The sequence below is a fragment of the Bacteroidia bacterium genome (assembly GCA_037045145.1).
Lineage (GTDB): Bacteria > Bacteroidota > Bacteroidia > AKYH767-A > OLB10 > OLB10.
This window is the reverse complement of the sequence record JBAOIA010000011.1, coordinates 1,820,224-1,836,546: the sequence shown is the minus strand read 5'-3', so window position 1 is coordinate 1,836,546 and position 16,323 is coordinate 1,820,224. Positions and strand designations below refer to the sequence as shown.

The following is a 16,323-nucleotide window of genomic DNA, read 5'->3' as shown; positions in this document are numbered from 1 at the left end:
AATAGATTAATTGTAGATGGCATTTTTTGCCGCAAGCAAGGTGTTTTGCAATAATCCTATAATTGTCATCGGTCCTACACCTCCTGGAACCGGTGTAATATAACTACTCTTTGGTGCCGTTTCATCATACTTAATATCGCCTTTTAGCCTGTAACCACTTTTTGCAGTCTTGTCTGCCACACGTGTTATCCCAACATCAAACACAACTGCACCTTCTTTAATCATATCTGCTGTTATCAGTTCCGGTGAACCAATTGCTGCAATTAAAATATCAGCACGCTTTGTGTATGATGCAAGATCAACTGTCTTGCTATGGCAGATTGTAACGGTACAATTCCCGGGCTTACTGTTTCTACTCAATAAAATACTCATAGGCATTCCAACTATATTGCTGCGACCAACAACAACACAATGCTTACCCTGAGTTTCAATTTTATACTTTTCAATTAACTGCATTATGCCCTTGGGTGTTGCTGCAATGTAACATGGTTTGTTCTGTTGTAGTCTGCCTGCATTCATTGGATGAAATCCATCAACATCTTTTGCAGGATGAATAGCTTCATTTATTTTCTGTGGTGAAATATGATTTGGAAATGGTGATTGAACAATAATACCATCAACATTTGAATTAAAATTGAGCTCATTGATGCAGGTTAATACTTCGTTTTCACTCACTGTATTTTCAAAACGATAAAGAGATGCACTAAATCCAACATCATGGCAAGTCTTTAGTTTATTGGCAACATAAGTTTCGCTTGCACCATTATTGCCAATGAGCAATATAGCTAAACAAGGAGGGCGTTTGCCCTTTGCAACAAACTCTTTTACCTCTTGTTTAAGAGTAGCTTTATACTCTTCAGCTGTTTGCTTACCATCTATTATTGTCATACCCAAAAAATATTGTCCTTATTCGATAACTCATCTTCTCATTCCGGGCATATTGCGCATCATGTTTTTCATATTGCCTGTGGTCATCATCTTCATCATCTTGCGCATATCTTCAAACTGTTTAATCAATTTATTTACCTCAGGAATACCTGTTCCACTACCTGCTGCAATTCTTTTCTTTCTATTTCCGTTAATCAAATCAGGATTGGCGCGCTCTGCCGGTGTCATTGACTGAATGATAGCTTCAATACTTTTAAAAGCATTATTGTCTATATCCATGTCTTTAACTGCCTTGCCAACTCCGGGTATCATTGAAACAAGGTCTTTTATGTTCCCCATTTTTTTGATCTGCTGTAACTGCGAAAGGAAATCATTAAAATTAAACTGATTTTTGGCAAACTTTTTCTGTAATTCGGCAGCTTGTTTTTCATCAAATTGTTCCTGTGCTTTTTCTACCAACGTCACAATGTCGCCCATACCTAAAATACGATCGGCCATACGTTCTGGATGAAAAACATCTAAAGCATCCATCTTCTCTCCGGTACCGACAAACTTTATTGGCTTATTTACAACAGAACGAATAGATAGTGCAGCACCACCGCGTGTATCGCCATCTAGTTTTGTTAATACAACTCCATCAAAATTCAATCGGTCATTAAATGCTTTTGCCGTATTCACTGCATCCTGACCGGTCATGCTGTCAACAACAAACAAAATTTCATCAGGTTCGATTGCATTTTTCAAAGCAGCAATCTCATTCATCATCTGCTCGTCTATTGCTAAACGTCCTGCAGTGTCAACAACAACTACATTGTTTCCATTTTGCTTTGCTTGTTTTATGGCATGACGTGCAATTTCTACCGGATTTTTATTTTCTACTTCAGAATAAACTTCTACACCTATCTGTTCTCCCAAAACTTTCAACTGATCAATGGCAGCAGGTCTGTAAACATCGCATGCCACTAACAATGGCGTTTTTCCTTTCTTGGACTTTAAAAAATTAGCCAACTTTCCAGATAAGGTAGTCTTACCGGAGCCTTGTAATCCCGACATCAGAATAACAGAAGGATTTCCTTTTAATTGTATATCCGTCATCTGGCCACCCATTAAAGTAGCCAATTCATCATGAGCAATTTTAACCAACAACTGACCCGGTGAAACAGCCGTCAACACATTTTGACCTAAAGCTTTCTCTTTAATTGTATCCGTAAATTGTTTAGCTACTTTATAATTTACGTCAGCATCTAACAATGCCCTTCTAACTTCTTTTAGCGTTTCGGCAACGTTAATCTCTGTTATCTTTCCCTGCCCTTTGAGGTTCTTAAACGCCTTTTCTAACTTATCACTTAAATTCTCGAACATGATTTATAAAATAGTCTGCGAAAATAATAAAGTTTAGCCGTTTTTTGAATATAAAAAAATGAATCTGAGCAATAAACCATCCGGCAACAATTTCAGCATAATATGCAATTGTTAAAGTTTGTTAATGAGGATAAAACCTTATTAATTAATTTCACTTTGAAGTTCTCTCAATCAAACAATTCTTAATTTCGCAACGCAGTTACCGGGATAACATGAAACATAGTAAATTTATTTTTTTATTGATATTTTTCTTCAGTGAGGTTAATGCTCAGAAAATATGGTCGCTTAAAGATTGTATTGACTATGCACTCAACAACAATATCAGCGTACAGCAGTCAATCATTGCGTCAAAAATTGCAGCTGCCACGTATCAGCAAAGTGTTGGCAGTCTTTTTCCGAGCATAAATGCAAGTTCTTCACTAAATTATAACTATGGCAGGAGCCTTGACCCAACAAGCTATCAATATGTTGACCAAACATTTCAGTCAGGTGGGGCATCGTTAAACGGCAATCTGCCGATATTTCAAGGATTGGAATTACAACATAATTTGCGTAAAAGTTCAATTGATTTTGATGCAAGTAAATTTGATGTGCGTAAAGTACAGAATGATATAGCCCTTTCAGTTGCTGCAGCCTATCTGCAGATACTTTATAGTAATGAGCAATTAAAAGCAACCAACGACAGAATAGAAGCAGTTACAAAAGAACGGAACAGAGCAAAAATTTTAGTTGATAATGATTTATTGGCAGAAGGCTCATTACTCGATGCAGATGCACTTCTTGCAACTGAAGAATTCAATAAAGCTTCTGCAGAAAATCTTTTGATTTCATCAAAACTCACGCTCATTCAACTGATGCAACTTGAGGGTGCCAGTGACATTGCCATTGAAACTCCGGCATTGGAAATTCCTTCTCAGGAATCGCTTTCATTATCTTCAGAATCTGTTTATAGTGAAGCTTTAAAAAATCTGCCGGAGGTAAAAGCTTCTGAACTCAGATTAAAAAGTGCCAAGGAATCTTTAGGTATTGCCCGTGCCGCACGCTACCCAAGGTTGTCTGCATTTGGCTCATTATCTACCAATTATTCTAATCAGGCAACTTCATTGGATGGAAGTCCGGTTTTTACAGGCTATGTACCATCTGGCGCTGTTACGTCTTCTGGAGAGCAAGTACTACAACCGGTTTTCAATTACAAATATAGAGATACGCCTTTTAAGGATCAGCTGAACAATAATTTCGGAAAAGCCATTGGATTCAACTTGTCAATCTCATTGTTCAATGGATGGGCAATTAACAGCAGCATCAAAAGATCGAAATTGAGTTTTGAAAATGCCCGCCTCAATGTATTACAAACTAAAAACACAGTATTAAAAAATGTTCAGCAGGCTCATGCCGATGCAATTGCTGCACTAAACAAGTATGCTGCTGCAAACAAAAGTGTTACCGCACAGGAAAAAGCATTTTTATATACAGAAAAAAAGTACAATGCAGGCTTATTAAATTCGATTGACTACGTAAATGCCAGAAACAATTACACCAAATCACAGTCGGATTTAATTCAATCGAAATTCGACTTGATTCTAAAAATAAAAGTTCTTGATTATTATCTGGGAAAACCACTGTCATTTTAAGTAAATTGTATGAGTAAGAAAAATAATACTGTAAGGAATATCATCATCATTGCCGGAGTCGTTATTGTTGCTCTGGTAATTGCTAAGAAAGCAGGATGGCTAGGTGAAGAGAATGTCACCAATGTAAGCACTGAGAAGGCCTCGCTGCAAACAATCACGGAGTCTGTTTCAGCCAGTGGCAAGGTACAACCGGAGGTTGAGGTAAAGATCAGCTCAGATGTTTCGGGTGAGATAGTTGAGATGCTGGTTAAAGAAGGTGATGTAGTAAAGAAAGGTCAGTTACTTTGTAAAATCAATCCGGAAATCTATATCTCATCATTAGACAGAGCTGTTGCCGGATTGAATACTACAAAAGCAAATTATGAAAGTAGCAAGTCGCGACTTTCACAAGCAGAAAGCCAGTTGGTAAAAGCTGAAATTGCCTATACGAGAAACAAAAAACTATTTGAAGAAAAAGTTATCAGCGCATCCGATTTTGAAGCCATCAAATCGGCTTATGAAGTAGCGAAAGCCGAAGTAGATGCAGCCAAACAAGGTGTGTCTGGAGCACAATACAATATCAACAGCGGAAGTGCAACTGTGCGCGAAGCAAAAGAGAATTTAAACAAGACTGAAATTTTTGCACCTGTTAACGGAACTATTTCTAAAATCAGTAAGAAAAAAGGTGAACGTATAGCCGGAACAAGTTTTACAGATGGCACTGAAATTCTTAGAATTTCTAACTTGCAGGAAATGGAAGTAAAAGCAGATGTTGGCGAAAACGATATTATCAGAATACATCTGAACGATACCACATTAGTTGAAATTGACGCTTATAGTCCTAGAAAATTCAAAGGCATTGTAACAGAGATTGCCAACTCACCAAATGAGTCATTGACTTCAACAGAGCAAGTCACAAACTTTGCAGTTAAAATCAGAATTCTACGCGAATCCTACGCTGATTTAATTCCATCGGATCATCTGGAATATTCCCCATTCAGACCGGGAATGTCAGCAACGGTCGAAATACAAACTAAAAAAGTAATCAATGTTGTTTCAGTACCGATTAAGGCAGTTACAACACGTGATACCACCATCAGAGTATCTGACAAAGCTGTTGTGAGAAAAACAGATGATACCCCGAATGACAAAGTAGTGGTAGTTAACAACCCGGATGAAACACCTGTTAAAGAAATTGTATTTGTCAATGATAATGGAATTGCAAAAATGCATGTTGTTAAAACAGGAATTCAAGACAATAATTTTATTGAAATTCTCGAAGGAATAAAAGTTGGAGATGAAATTATTACCGACCCATATCAGGCAGTATCAAAAAAATTAGCTGATGGCGATAAGATTAAAGTTGTTCCACAAAATCAGCTCTTTAAAGAAGAACAAAAATAATTTAAGTGGCTCTTCTACTTCATTTAGAAACTTCTACAGACACATGTTCGGTTTGTATTTCTGACAATGAAACAATCATTGATTGTGAAGAAACACATAACAGCAAATCGCATGCATCATTACTCGCAGTTTTCATTGATGAATTGCTAAAACGAAACCGGCTGACGTATAAAAATATTGCTGCTGTTACTGTCAGTTGTGGCCCCGGATCTTATACCGGTTTGCGCATTGGCGTAGCTACTGCTAAAGGACTTTGTTTTGCTTTAAATGTGCCATTAATTTCTGTTCCTACTTTACAGTCAATGGCAAACATTGCAAACAAACAACGCAATGGTCAGCTATTATGCCCCATGATTGATGCACGTAGAATGGAAGTCTTTACTGCACTTTTAACGCCTCAACTTGATTTTATCGAAAAGGAAAATGCTGTAATTATTGATGACTATTTTCAGCATGATATTCTATCAAAAAACAATATTTGTTTCTTTGGAAATGGTGCAGTAAAACTACCTCAATCAATAAAAACCAATTCCAACAGCATTATTTTAGAAGATTTTAAAATGTCTGCAACCGGCCTGGCAGCATTAGCTTTTAAAAAATTTACGCAGCAGACTTTTGAAGACCTGGCCTATTTTGAGCCTTTCTACTTGAAAGATTTTGTCGGGAAATAAGTATTTTTACATGTAATTGACCATGCAATTCATTCTGTGTTAATAATTTTTCATCTCTTTTGAACGACTTATTTCCAGAAAAACTTCAATTTCATATCATTGTAGATTAATATCTTTGTCAAATAAATATGCTTTATAATATTTTGTTTATCAATATTATATATACAATTATTTAAAGTCTTCAATTAACCATTATAGTTGTTCAATCACAAAATTTAATGGGTGTACTTAACACAGACAACCAATTTCTTAAAGTATATAGGGGTCATTGAAAAAAAGTGGTAAGAAAATTGCTTTTCCTCTTAACCTTTTAGTAAATTTACCGATTAAACTTACAGAAGCATTTTTTTAAATGTTCTCCGAAACTATTAAATCAATTAAAACATGAAAGATTTCCAAAAAATCATTTCCTTTTTAATAGTCACCTTACTCTTTGTTTTCAGTTCTTTTCGTTCTGAAGCATTGATATTTCAGTCTGTGGCCTCAGGAAATTTTAATACATTGATATGGAATCAACCTGGATTATATCCAACAACAGGAGATACCGTTGTTATTAATACCGGAACCACAGTAACTATTGTTGGATTTAATACAGATGTATTGGGTTCTGTAACAATAAACTCTGGCGGCAATCTGACTATTGCGAATAATGCTGTTGCTCAATTAATCTTTGCAGGTGACTTAGTTGTTAGTGGCACCTTAATCAATAATGGAAGAATAGACATGACAGTTCCTGGAAATTTCTTTTTAGGAAACGGAGCTGTTTATGATCATAACCCAAGAATTAATATTGCTGTTGACGAAAAAGTGTTTGAAAATGGAGTTGAAAATATTAGTCCATCAAGTACCTTGATAATTCGCAAATGGGCTAGTACAGCTTTACCCTTAATAGGACCAACACGCATTACAAGTGATATAGGAAACTTAGTAACTTCCGTTCCAGGTACTGCATGGGAACAAAAAGGACAATTTTCACCCAACAGAATAAAGGGTAGCCTCTTAGTAACAGATGGGATTTTAAGAATGGATGATGGTAGTGGCAGCACAACCACATTAACTTTAAACGATGTAACACTCCGAGGTAATTCAGCAATAATTTTTCAGGAAGGCAATAACAGAAACCTCACCTTAACAATGGGGAACTTTACCGATAGTAGTACATTAGCAACACAACCAACTATTATCATGAACATGTCTTTAGGCACTTTAAACCTGACAGTAAATGGTAATTTTATAACAAGGCATGATTTTATTGCTGTTTTTGATTCAACATTTCCAATCAGAAGTGCCAGTGTCACAGCTAACATCATGGGTGACTTATTTATTCAAGGCTCAGGCAATAAATTTGATTTTTGCAAACAAGTAAATGCACCATTGACTCTAAATGTTGGAGGTAACACAAAAATTGCAGGGAACCCAAGTTATGTGCGCTTTGTTGATTCCGGGAATGGTTTCTTAAATTATACAACAGGTAATTTAAATATCTCTGCCGGACTTAAAAATGTTTTTCTTGGAGGAAATGATCTTTTGGATGCTTCAAACATTCCGCTTTACCCCCTACCAACGGCCTATGCAACTGTGAACGTAATTAACGATTTTAATCTTTCGGGCGTTACTAATACAACCATAATGTTATCTCCAGGCAATGTAGCACGTACAATGTTAATAGTTGGGAATGATTTAAACTCCTCCGCTTCGACAGTTAATTTTGTAGTTACAAACAGTATTGGAATAGTAAATGTCGGCATAGGTTCAAATTTGCATCTCAATGGCGGCTCCATGAATGTGCAAGCCAATGCAAGTTCTAATGCAATAGATTCAATTTCTGTTACCAGAAGTTTTGTGTTTGATTCTTCAAATCCAAGTAATTTCTTCAGAGGTAACTCCGGTGCCGGCAATACCTACATTCAGGTATTAGGTGATTTCAATCTGATGAACTCAGGAACAGCGACTAATCAAGGAGTATGCGGCACCTACCTTAACAATGGAAATCTTGAATTTCATGTTGGAGGTAACTTTAATCAGAATGCAGGTGCATTTTATGGAATTCAGGATGGTACAGGTCGGAATATTTTTACCGTAGATGGAACATTAAATCAATCAGGAGGTTTCTTCAAAGGCACACATGCAACCAATATTTTTACTGCCGGAAAAAGTGTTTTCACCTTAGGAGGTTTTAACTTCACTGGTGGAAATTTCATACAATACAATGCTGCCAATGACAGTGTTATTTGTACAGTTAATGGAGAGTTTATTGTGAATTATGCTGCCGTCTCAGACTTAGTTAGCTTTATACCTTACTTACACCCGGTTTACAGCAATACGGCACCACTCAAACTTCACGTAACAGGGAATATGATATTTGGAGGTGCCAATGGAACATTCTATTCAAGTGTTACACAGGGCAACGAAGTTATAACTCTTGACAGCAATCTTACTTTCAATAATGGAAACAATAGTTTCAACAATTATCCGAGTGCTGTTATTACAACCACTCATAATGTTACACTAACTGTTGGTGATAATGTAACTTGCAATAATGGAATAAACAATTTTTCTGCAGGTCGAGGCGACTTGATAGGAACAATTAATGGCGACTTGATTATTTCCGGAGGCACATTAAGTTTAAAAAGCAATTCAGCCTATACTCCAATAATCATAAACGTTCTAGGAGGATTTAATATGTCAAACGGCAATTTTTTCTATACTAATAATGCAACTGTGCCCCCTATTACAACTACAGTTACCATTAACAGTAATGATGATAATACCGGTGATTTTGTTCACTCAGGTGGCACCATCAATTTTGTTAACAACACGCTAAACCCAACGGTGCAAAGTTTAACAATTAAAAGCCCTAACGTACTTCTAGGTCCATCCGGAACAATTAAACGAAACGGTGCAGGAACAATTGCTGCACGTGGTGCATTGGATTTTGCAAGAACAGGAACAACACTTTTTACCCGAGTTAACGGTCATACTATTGATCACACGGTAATAACAGTAATCAATGGAACAACATTAGAGGTGATTTCAGGTGACGTGCAGATTACATCTTACGTTGAAGAATTTGCCGGACAGACATTAGGGATGATTTATGTTTCATCAGGTGCTACTTTTACTTTAAGAAATAATAGTTCTGTTTACACTACAGGAAATTTCCTAAAAAGTACTGTACAAGGTGCTGCCGGATCAAGAATACGTATTCAACATACCAATGGACTCTATTCTGGCTTTAGCTCAGCGGCTATCAACTCTAGTGGGAATATGGGATTTCTACTTTCTGCAACCAGCACAGTAGAATACTTCGGTGACGACAATCAGATTGTTACCGGAATTGGAATGGGTAATGCTGTTGGAGGTAATCAGAAATATGGTATTCTTGAAATTAACTTTGGTGGCACCCCAAATACAGAATATGTTTACCCAACAAACAATGGTACTGTAAATGTTAGAAATCAACTGAAATTAACCAATGGCGAATTACGTTTAGACGAAGATAATGATCCTACAGTTGGAGGTCGTACCATAATAGTTGAAAATAGCCCGAGCACTTCCATTTCGAGAACTAATGGATACATTAGAGCCGAAACCTATGATGGTGCCAGTATTGTAAAATGGATGTTTGGAGCAGATAATACTGCACACATTATTCCATTTGGAATTAATTCTACTACTTATATTCCATTAACTGTTACGTCAACCGGTGGAAATGCTGGTTTTGTTTCAACATCTACATTTGAAACAAACCCTGCCAATCTTCCTTTTCCTCCCGGAGTTGGGCATGTCAATTCTGCATCTACCGGAGCCGACAATAGTGCTGATTGTGTAGATCGGTTTTGGAAAATTAACCAATCTGGAAGTAGCACAACATTTAATGCTGTATTCTCAGCACCTGTTGCAGAATTTCCTGCGATTGTAGGTCCGTATAAAGCACAACATTATAATTATGTTGGAGGATTTTGGGACAATACATTTCAGGGTACTCAAACCTATAACTCTGCCGGCCCAATAAGAACTGTTGCTGCCACAGGAGTTACGCTCACTAATGACTGGTGGGTATTAGTAAATGAAAACACACCACTGCCTGTTGAACTGCTCTCTTTCAATGCAACTTGTTCCAATAACAACCATCTTATCAAATGGACTACGGCATCAGAACTTAATAATGATTATTTCTCGATTGAAAAAAGCACTGATGGTAATGAGTTTACATTATTCAGAACTGTAAAAGGAAATGGAACAGTGAATACTCCTATAAACTATGAACTTAATACTGATGCCGGTATTGCTTCCTATTACAGACTAAAACAACATGATTTTAATGGTGATGTACATAACCTTAAAACAATTTATGCAGCTTCATGCAACAATGACGAGTTTAAACTTGTTACAGTAAATCAGGTTGAAGACTTTGTGAACTCAATCGTATCAAGTCCTGAGAAAACAGAAGCAGAAATTTGCTTGTTTGACCTTAAAGGATCCATTATTTTTAAAGAACAAATTTCACTTACCTCAGGAATAAATTCTGTCCGCCTGCCAGTTAACCTTGCCAAAGGATTGTATTATTTCCAGATTATTGATCAAAACCAAAATAGTCAGGGTAAAAAGTTTCTTGTCAACTAATCCTCTTCAAAAAAAATGAACCCCGGAAATCCGGGGTTTTTTATTGCATTTCAAAGTATTTCCTATTTTTAGCCTTGCAAACTTTTTGGTATGACTTTGATTGGCAGAATAATTAAGGCAAGTATTGACCTTCGAGGGAAAATTGAGATTGTACCCTTTTCTCCTTTTATTTCACAAAAGCGAGTACTAAAAAAGCTTATCCGTAAGGCTCAATTTACTATGTTCGGTGAAGCTTACAACTTTCAAGGTATGCTGGGGAATAAAAATTTTGTTACAAAATTCAGAGCAACAGTCCCCGTTCATGATTATAATTCAATTTTTTCAAATTGGTGGAATAAAAGCCTCCATGATCAGGAAAATGTTTGTTGGCCAGGCAAAGTTCGATACTTTGCATTAAGTTCTGGAACATCCGGCTCTTCCAGTAAACATATTCCGGTCACAAAAGATATGTCAAAAGCCATACAGAAAGCCAGTTTAAAACAGATTCTTTCTTTATCGAAATACGACTTACCCTTCTCAACTTTTGAGAAAGGAATATTAATGCTAGGCGGTAGTACTCATTTACATCAGCAAGGAAGCTATTTTGAAGGTGACTTAAGTGGGATTACCGCAAGTCAAATTCCTTTTTGGTTTCAACATTTTTATAAACCGGGACGTAAAATCTCCAGAGAAAAAGACTGGCATGCAAAACTTGAAGAAATAACACAAAAAGCAAAAAACTGGGACATCGGCATCATTGTAGGTGTTCCTGCATGGGTACAATTATTGATTGAAAAAATACTCGATCACTATAAACTCAAAAACATTCACGAACTATGGCCCAACCTTGAAATTTATGTTCATGGTGGAGTTTCCTTTGAACCTTATAAAAAAGGATTCAGCAAACTTCTGGGGAAACAAATTTATTACATTGAAACCTATTTAGCTTCTGAAGGATTTATTGCTTATCAGGATGAACCAAACACACGAGGCATGAGGCTATTAATTAACAATGGAATATTTTATGAATTCATCCCATTTAACGAAGACAATTTTGATGCAGATGGTGAATTAAAACATAAACCGAAAACACTCTTATTGAATGAAGTTGTAGCCAATGAACCTTATGCAATATTATTAACTACCTGCTCCGGTGCCTGGAGATATCTAATTGGTGATGTAATTACTTTTACCAATAGTGAAAAATGCGAAATCCAGATTATAGGAAGAACAAAACACTACCTGAGTTTATGTGGTGAGCACCTCTCTGTTGACAATATGAATAGAGCTATTGAACTTGTTTCTGATGAATTAAATATTGATATACCGGAGTTTGCTGTTGCAGGTATTCCCTATCAATCTTTATTTGCCCATAAATGGTACGTTGGCTGTGACACATATAGCGATTCGGAGAATCTCAAAAAGCTAATTGACGAAAAACTGAAAATACTTAATGACGATTATAGGGTTGAAAGAAAAAGTGCACTGAAAGAAATTTTTGTTGAAATAATTCCAACATCATGGTTTTATAAATGGATGGAACTGCAAGGTAAAATTGGGGCTCAGAATAAATTTCCAAGAGTAATGAAAAACAAAGTTTTTCAGGATTGGGAAAAATTTATTGAGTCGCAACGTGATACTATAAAACAAGAAGCTTAATTTTTAACTATTGAAGTTTTGATAGAGCCTGTAATTAGCGGATTTCTTTTAGGTTGTTTTCTGGCAATTCTGGCAGGACCTGTTTTTTTTCTAATCATTAACATAAGCCTTAGAAAAGGATTCAGCTTTGCCAGTAGAGTTGCTTTTGGTGTTCTTATCAGTGATGCCCTTTTTATTTTTATTGCCTATTTCGGAAGTAATTTTATTCTACTGCTCAACAACCATAGGTTTGTTGCGGGAATTGTTTCCGGCATTTTGCTCATAGGATTTGGAATTGCACTCATCATTAAAAAAAATACTATCCCTGCCGAAGCAATTACCTTAAACGAAAAATCTGATAGAAAAGGTCTTTATATCCTGAAAGGATTTATGATAAATTCTATGAACCCTTCCGTCCTCTTCTTCTGGATAGGTGTGTCAGGTACGGTTTCTGTAAAAGAGCATTACACCATCAACCACCTGTTGCTATTTTATGGGGCTATTTTAATAACTATTTTTTCTTTCGACTTATTTAAAGCCTACATAGCCCATAAATTAAAATCTATCTTAACATTAAATTTATTAACCTGGCTTAACCGCATCACAGGTATGGCGCTGCTATGCTTTGGTATTTACACACTCCTCGTTGCTTGCTGGCAGGCTTTTCATCATTAATATTATCAAAATTATTTTAAGTTGCCTGCTTACACTCAACTTGCTAAATACACTTCCTGTTTATTGAAAATGTTTTGCTAACATCATTGCAGAAAAGGTAGCTCCTATTCCCAAAACCAAACTCAACAAAACATAAGTAAGCATCATGCCATAGTAACCATGTCTGTACATCAGAAATGTCTCCATCGAAAAAGCCGAAAAAGTTGTAAACCCTCCCAGCAATCCGGTAGCTAAAAACAATCGCCATGCAATTGGCATATTGCCTTTTTCTGCCAGGCTGAAAACAATGCCAATGAAAAAACAGCCAATAATGTTTACAACCAATGTGCCGATAGGAAATGAGGCTGAATCTTTGCTCTGCAGCCATTGTGAAAGTAAATACCGCAACACCCCACCGATAAAACATCCCGCTCCGATTGAAAAAATTGTTTTAATGTTCATGCCGTAAATGTCCTAATTCGGTTTTTGAAAATTATATTTGATATAACAGAATTCACTTTATTTGAAAGGTATATTTCCATATAAAGTTTCACACAAAAATACTTCTTTAGGAGACTTGAAGTTTAATTTTTTTGAGGCCCGTTGTTCAATTCGTTTTCAATTTTACTGATTTCGCTTTGCGTAAGTCCGATTTTTTCTTGAAATTCCTTATCTAACTGCAGATTATTTTATGGCTGTCAGCCCATGGATACTTCTCTTCAAAAGGCTAAAAAGTATCACTGCAATCAGTAAGCCCAATAGCCATCCTCCTATAATATCTCCGGGATAATGGACTCCCAAATATATTCTGCTGTACGAAACAAGCAATACATAAAATGTCAGTATGCCAACAATCAAACGCTCTTTCCTGAAAACAGACAATACCAAAAAAACAAAGAGTGCCATCGTGTTTGTAGCATGTGACGAAACAAAGCCATATTTACCACCGCACTTGTTATTTACCTTATGTACTTTCTCCTGAATTTTAAGATTATGGCAGGGTCTGTAACGTTTTACATTGTCTTTAATCAATACAGAAACCTGATCGCTGCAAACGATGAGCACCACAATCATCAGCATCATTTTCCATGCATTGGTTTTAAGTTTTTTCACCACCATTATCAGCAGCAGAACATATAGTGGAATCCACACAAACCTGTTTGTTGCATAATAAAAAAAAGTATCCATGGCCGGACAGTTCCATGAATTCAGCAATAAAAACAATTGCGTATCTAATGACTTAATCAGTTCAATCATTCATTAAGTTCTTTCCACAAAACATCTTTAAGTTTTTGGATATTGAAACCCGAAACAGAAGAAATAAAAACCACAGGCACCTTAGTGTTCCCCGGATTTTTATCATTGGGTACTTCCTTTTTCATTTCTTTTATCAAGACATCATCCAGCATATCACACTTTGTAATGGCTATCACTCTTCTCTTGTCTAACAATTCAGGATTGTGTTGACGCAGTTCATTTTTAAGAATCCTATATTCTTCTTTAATACTCTTTGCATCAGCAGCAATCATAAATAATAAGATTGAATTTCGTTCAATATGTCTTAAAAAACGTAAGCCGAGCCCTTTCCCTTTATGTGCGTCCTCAATAATACCGGGAATATCTGCCATCACAAAAGATTTGTCGTCACGATAGTTTACCATGCCCAGATTAGGAACAAGTGTGGTAAAAGGATAATCTGCGATTTCGGGTTTGGCAGCAGAAACTACTGAAAGCAGTGTTGACTTTCCGGCATTTGGAAACCCTACCAAACCAACATCAGCCATTAATTTCAACTCTAATATTTTCCATTCTTCAACACCTTCTCCTCCGGGCTGAGCATGACGTGGTGTTTGTAATGTAGATGTTTTGAAAAAAGCATTTCCCTTTCCCCCTCTCCCACCTCTGGCCAAAATCACTTCCTGACCATCTTCTTCAATTTCAAACAAAAATTTGTTGCTTTCAAAATCTCTTGCAATAGTACCTATGGGCACTTCCAATATTTCATCTTTACCATCAGCACCGGTACAAAGTGCATTGCCTCCCTTTTCTCCGGCCTCTGCAAGAATATGTTTACGATATTTTAAATGTAATAATGTCCAAAGTTGTTTGTTACCACGAACTATAATATGTCCACCACGTCCGCCATCACCTCCATCTGGTCCTCCTTTTGCAGTTTTTTTATCTCTGTGGAAATGTACATATCCGGGGCCACCTGCACCTGAGCGACAACATATTTTTACATAATCAACAAAATTTTTCTCCATTTAATTTAACTGATTTATACTTTTCTATTTTCAATTTACAGAGGAGAAAATTAATGAACTGCAATTACCTCCAAACCCAAATGAATTAACAAGACTATTCTTAATCTCTTCTTTCTTGAAATTTATGTTAGGTACTAGTCCGGTCTCTTCATCAGGAATTTCGAAATTTCTGCTTGGATAAACATAACCATCTCTAATCCCAATTACAGCCAGCACACTTTCAACAGCTGATGCTGCACCCAATGTATGTCCTAAAATAGATTTTAAAGAACACACCGGTGGCAACGATTCTCCGAAAAGTTTTTTAATTGATAAGCCTTCTACTTTATCATTATTTTGTGTTCCTGTACCGTGAGCAATAACACTGTCAATTTCATTTGGCATCAAACCTGCATATTCCAATGCACCACGCATTGCAGCCAAAGGACCAAACCCTTCATCACTCAATGCAGATGGATGGTATGCATCGTTGGTATTTGCAAAGCCGCTGATTCTGGCTATTACTTTTTCCTTTTTTATGCTATCTGATGACTCTAAAATAAGAAAACCGGCACCTTCTCCAAGATTCAATCCATTGCGATTATTATCAAATGGTCTGCATCTTTCTGCCGACAATATATTCAATGCATTAAAGCCATTTATTGTAAACTTAGAAAGACAATCTACACCACCCACAATAACACGTTTGGCGCGTTTGGATTTTATTAGCCTCGTTCCGTATATCAAAGCATTTGCTCCAGATGAACAAGCTGTATTAATAGTATTAATGATTCCCTTTGCTCCGGTAAGTTGCTGTAAATAAATTCCAATGGAGGCACAATCGTATAAAGAGAGATAAACAGAACCTTTAGAAAGATTATTTGAATCTACATATAATTCATCTGTAAGATACATACCTCCAACAGTACTAGATAGCACTATAGCGGTTTCTGCATTTCTCAAATCATCAAGATGTAACTCACTATTATTAATCGCCTCATTAAATCCTTTATGAGCCAATAATTGAGTACGGCTGACAACTTTTTCTCCAACTGCTAATTCTTCGGCTAGCTGCATATCCGATAGCTTCACTTCTCCAAATGGCAAAATTGTTGCATACCTACTCTTTACATTTTTCGGAACGCCTATTCCTGTTTGTCCACTATGAATAGCACTTATGTTTTCACTTGCATTGTTTCCAACACATGTTATCAAACCAACGCCTGTTATACAAACATCTTCCACAAT

General features: G+C 36.4%; 12 protein-coding genes. 6 read left to right on the top strand and 6 right to left on the bottom strand.

Annotation, left to right across the window (positions count from 1 at the left end):
- Positions 1–6 precede the first annotated feature (6 nt).
- Both V9G42_08700 and ffh read right to left on the bottom strand, forming a co-directional pair.
- Positions 7–888, bottom strand: a complete 882-nt coding sequence (locus V9G42_08700) for a tetrahydrofolate dehydrogenase/cyclohydrolase catalytic domain-containing protein (protein ID MEI2759488.1) — start codon at positions 886–888, stop codon at positions 7–9.
- Between the two features lie 30 nt (positions 889–918).
- Positions 919–2,250 carry a signal recognition particle protein gene (ffh, locus tag V9G42_08695; GenBank protein ID MEI2759487.1) on the bottom strand — a complete coding sequence of 444 codons (1,332 nt, stop codon included), beginning with the start codon at positions 2,248–2,250 and terminating at the stop codon, positions 919–921.
- A 212-nt stretch (positions 2,251–2,462) separates the two neighbouring features.
- On the opposite strand from ffh, the gene V9G42_08690 reads away from it, so the two are divergent.
- The 6 genes from V9G42_08690 (at position 2,463) to V9G42_08665 (ending at position 12,853) form a co-directional block, all read left to right on the top strand.
- On the top strand, positions 2,463–3,881 hold the full coding sequence (locus tag V9G42_08690) for a TolC family protein (protein ID MEI2759486.1): 1,419 nt from the start codon (positions 2,463–2,465) through the stop codon (positions 3,879–3,881).
- Between the two features lie 9 nt (positions 3,882–3,890).
- Positions 3,891–5,264 carry an efflux RND transporter periplasmic adaptor subunit gene (locus V9G42_08685; GenBank protein MEI2759485.1) on the top strand — a complete coding sequence of 458 codons (1,374 nt, stop codon included), beginning with the start codon at positions 3,891–3,893 and terminating at the stop codon, positions 5,262–5,264.
- Between the two features lie 5 nt (positions 5,265–5,269).
- A complete protein-coding gene (gene tsaB / locus V9G42_08680; GenBank protein MEI2759484.1) occupies positions 5,270–5,935 on the top strand; it encodes a tRNA (adenosine(37)-N6)-threonylcarbamoyltransferase complex dimerization subunit type 1 TsaB in 666 nt (221 codons plus the stop codon).
- 384 nt (positions 5,936–6,319) lie between these two features.
- Positions 6,320–10,561, top strand: coding sequence for a T9SS type A sorting domain-containing protein (locus tag V9G42_08675; GenBank protein ID MEI2759483.1), 4,242 nt, complete (start codon positions 6,320–6,322; stop codon positions 10,559–10,561).
- 90 nt (positions 10,562–10,651) lie between these two features.
- Positions 10,652–12,199 carry a GH3 auxin-responsive promoter family protein gene (locus V9G42_08670; protein MEI2759482.1) on the top strand — a complete coding sequence of 516 codons (1,548 nt, stop codon included), beginning with the start codon at positions 10,652–10,654 and terminating at the stop codon, positions 12,197–12,199.
- An 18-nt stretch (positions 12,200–12,217) separates the two neighbouring features.
- The gene (locus V9G42_08665) at positions 12,218–12,853 is read left to right on the top strand and encodes a LysE family transporter (GenBank protein MEI2759481.1); all 636 of its coding nucleotides are present in this window, start codon (positions 12,218–12,220) and stop codon (positions 12,851–12,853) included.
- A gap of 60 nt (positions 12,854–12,913) precedes the next feature.
- Here V9G42_08665 and crcB read toward each other — a convergent pair whose 3' ends face one another.
- The 4 genes from crcB to V9G42_08645 all read right to left on the bottom strand — a co-directional run bounded on the left by crcB (position 12,914) and on the right by V9G42_08645 (position 16,320).
- Complete coding sequence (gene crcB, locus V9G42_08660; GenBank protein ID MEI2759480.1) at positions 12,914–13,294, bottom strand: fluoride efflux transporter CrcB; 381 nt, start codon at positions 13,292–13,294, stop codon at positions 12,914–12,916.
- A 222-nt stretch (positions 13,295–13,516) separates the two neighbouring features.
- The gene (locus V9G42_08655) at positions 13,517–14,089 is read right to left on the bottom strand and encodes a phosphatase PAP2 family protein (GenBank protein MEI2759479.1); all 573 of its coding nucleotides are present in this window, start codon (positions 14,087–14,089) and stop codon (positions 13,517–13,519) included.
- Positions 14,086–15,096 carry a GTPase ObgE gene (obgE, locus tag V9G42_08650; GenBank protein ID MEI2759478.1) on the bottom strand — a complete coding sequence of 337 codons (1,011 nt, stop codon included), beginning with the start codon at positions 15,094–15,096 and terminating at the stop codon, positions 14,086–14,088. The genes V9G42_08655 and obgE overlap by 4 nt, the downstream gene beginning before the upstream one ends.
- 30 nt (positions 15,097–15,126) lie before the next feature.
- Positions 15,127–16,320, bottom strand: coding sequence for a beta-ketoacyl-[acyl-carrier-protein] synthase family protein (locus tag V9G42_08645; protein MEI2759477.1), 1,194 nt, complete (start codon positions 16,318–16,320; stop codon positions 15,127–15,129).
- Between the last annotated feature and the right edge of the window lie 3 nt (positions 16,321–16,323).